Below are 3,366 nucleotides of genomic sequence, written 5' to 3' on the forward strand. Positions count from 1 at the left end.
TGTCCCTCAACGATGACGGCGACTGCATCAGCGGTCAGTTCGAATACGCCACCGACTTGTTCGACGCAAGCACCATCGCCCGTTGGGGCCAGCACTTGCTGCACCTGCTCGACGCCTTGCTAGACGATGCGACGCAGCCACTGGCGAGCCTGCCGTTGCTGGACAATGCGCAGCGCCGGCAACTGCTCGGCGGTTTCAACCAGACCCACGCCCCCTTCCCCGAGGGCAGGCTGGTGCATGAGTGGTTCGAACAGCATGCCCAGGCCCAGCCACAGGCCATCGCGGTCCAGGCCGAGGGCACCCGACTCAGCTATGCCGAACTCAATGCCCGGGCCAACCGTATCGCCCACCGCTTGATCGCCGCCGGCCTGCGCCCGGATGAGCGTGTGGCGCTGCTGGTGGAACGCAGCCCCGAGATGATCATTGGCATCCTGGCCATCCTCAAGGCCGGCGGTGCCTATGTGCCGCTGGATCCGAATTATCCGCAAGATCGCTTGCAGCACATGCTCAGCGACAGCTCGCCTCGGGTCCTGCTCAGCCAGGGGCTCCTGGTTGAACAACTGCTGCCATTGCAGATTACGCAACTGTTGCTGGACGACACGACCGAAGGCGATGACCACAACCCACGGGTCGAAGGCTTGACGTCCCGGCACCTGGCTTACGTCATGTACACCTCCGGCTCCACAGGCAAACCGAAAGGGGTAATGCTCGAACACCGCTCGGTCTGCAACCAGATCGGTGCCCTGCAAGAGCGCTACGGCCTCAACCCTCGTGATCGCATCCTGCAATTCGCCACCATGACGTTCGACATGTCGGTGGAAGAGATTTTTGGTGCATTGCTCTCGGGTGCCACCCTGGTACTGCGCAGCGATGCCTGGATTGCCGGCACCGCTGCCTTCGCCACGCTGTGCGAACACCATGGGATCACCGTCGCGAACCTGCCAACGGTGTTCTGGCAACAGGTCAGCCGCGACCAACATGTGCCGCTGCCGACCTCGTTGCGCCAGTTCATGATCGGTGGCGAAGCGGTGGGCAAACAGGCCGTGAGCCAATGGTTCGCCCGCCCCGGCCATCGCCCGGCGCTGTTCAATGCCTACGGCCCGACCGAGGCCACCGTGAATGCCTCGATCCGCCTGATGGAAAGCGACCACGACGATTTCCGCTCCATCGGCACACCAGTGCGCAACACTCAACTGCATGTCCTCGATGCCAACGGCAACCTCGTCCCGCTCGGGGTCGCCGGCGAGATCCACATCGGCGGCGTCGGTGTCGCGCGCGGTTACCTCAATCGCCAGGCGTTGACGGCCGAACGCTTCATCGCCGACCCGTTCAGCACCGACCCGGACGCGCGCCTGTACAAGACCGGCGACCTCGGTCGCTGGTTGGCAGACGGCACCCTGCAGTACCTGGGACGCAACGACGACCAGGTGAAAATCCGCGGTTTCCGTGTAGAACTGGGTGAGATCGAAGCCATCCTCGCGGGCTGTGCCGGTGTACGTGAAGCGGTGGTGGTGGCCCAGGAAAGCCAACCCGGCCAATCGGAAAGCAAGCGGCTGATCGCTTACCTGTGCGGCGAACCAGTGCCGGTGGAGCACTTGCGCGGCGTCTTGCTGGCGGCCCTGCCCGAATACATGGTGCCCAGCGCCTTCGTCCAACTCGAGGCCCTGCCACTGACGCCCAACGGCAAGCTCGACCGCCGCGCCCTGCCCGCGCCGGGTCAGGAAGCGTTCGCCAGCCGGGCCTATGAGGCTCCACGGGGCAAGATCGAACAGATCGTCGCGACGGTCTGGCAAGACCTGCTGGGCATCGAGAAAGTCGGCCGGCATGACCGGTTCTTCGAACTTGGCGGGCATTCGCTGCTGGCCGTGAGCCTGATCGACCGCCTGCGCCAGCATGGCCTGAGCGCCACGGTGCGCACCGTGTTCACCGCACCCAGCCTGCGGGAAATGGCCCAGGCCCTGAGTCGTAGCGATGAAGCCTTGTTCCTGGCCCCGGCCAATCGCATCCCGGCCGATTGCACGGCGCTGACACCAGACATGTTGCCCCTGGTGGAACTGACCCCGGCGCAGTTGGAACGAATCGTCAGCGCCGTCCCTGGCGGCGCCGCGAACATCCAGGACATCTACCCCCTGGCCCCTTTGCAACAGGGCATCCTGTTCCATCACCTGCTGGGGCACGAAGGCGACGCCTATCTGGTGCGCTCAATGATCGAGTTCGACGACCGCCAGCGCCTCGACGCCTTCATCGCCGCCCTGCAACAGGTGATCGATCGCCACGACATCCTGCGCAGCGCTGTGCATTGGGTCGGACAGCCGCAAGCGGTCCAAGTGGTACAGCGCCAGGCCGGGCTGCCGATCCATCCCATCACCCTGGCGGCCGATGAGGATCCACGCGTCCAACTGGAGCGCTTGAGCGATCCGCGCCACCTGCGCCTGGATTTGCAACAGGCCCCCTTGATGCGCGCCTGCATCGCCCAGGACCCCCAGTCAGAACGCTGGTGGCTGGCCTTGCTGGACCATCACATGATCAGCGACCACGTGTCCCTGGGCATCGTCCTCGAAGAAATCCAGCTGTTGATGCAGGGCCAAGGCGCCCACCTGCCGACGCCAATGCCTTATCGGGAGTTTGTCGCCCAGGTACTCGCCACGCCGCCCCAGGCCCATGAAGCCTATTTCAGCCGGCGCCTGGCCAGCGTCGAGGAGCCCACCGCACCGTTCGGTGTGCTGGATGTGCAGGGCGACGGTGCTCAGGTGGTGGAGACCAGCGTGCGCCTCGACCGGGCCCTGAACCTGCGGATCCGCGCTCAATCGCGCCTGGCCGGGGTGACGCCGGCCGTGCTGTTTCATATTGCCTGGGCCCAGGTGCTCGCGCGCTGCACCGGCCGCGACGACGTGGTGTTCGGCAGCGTGGTCGCCGGACGCCTGCAAGGTTCACTGGGCGCCGATCGGGCCCTTGGCGTGTTCATCAACACCTTGCCGGTCCGGGTGCAATTGGCCGGGCTCAGCGTCAGTGCGCTGGTGGACGAAACCTATCGCGACCTCAGCGAACTGCTCGCCCACGAACAGGCCTCCCTGGCCCTGGCCCAACGTTGCAGCGGTGTCGGCGCGGGCCTGCCGCTGTTTACCACGCTGCTCAACTACCGCCACCAGACCGACGGCGGCTCGCTGGCCAACGAAGACCAGGTCCTGGCCTGGGACGGCGTACGGTTCCTGAGCAACGAAGCGCGCACCAACTACCCGATCGAAGTGGCCGTGGCGGATGAAGGGGACGACTTCTCCCTGACCGCCCAATCCATCACCGGCATCGACCCGCAACGCATCGCCGCCTACCTCGCCCAGGCCGTGGCCGCGCTGGTCGAAGCCCTTG

General features: G+C 65.5%; 1 protein-coding gene. It reads left to right on the top strand.

Annotated features, from left to right (window positions below; translation table 11 throughout):
• Positions 1-3,366, top strand: a 3,366-nt coding sequence (locus BM317_RS29510) for a non-ribosomal peptide synthetase (protein WP_139236102.1), incomplete at both ends; no start/stop codon positions are given.

Origin of the sequence: Pseudomonas sp. NFACC24-1 (assembly GCF_900115235.1) — a bacterium.
In the GTDB taxonomy this organism is placed as follows: Bacteria; Pseudomonadota; Gammaproteobacteria; order Pseudomonadales; family Pseudomonadaceae; genus Aquipseudomonas; species Aquipseudomonas fluorescens_AA.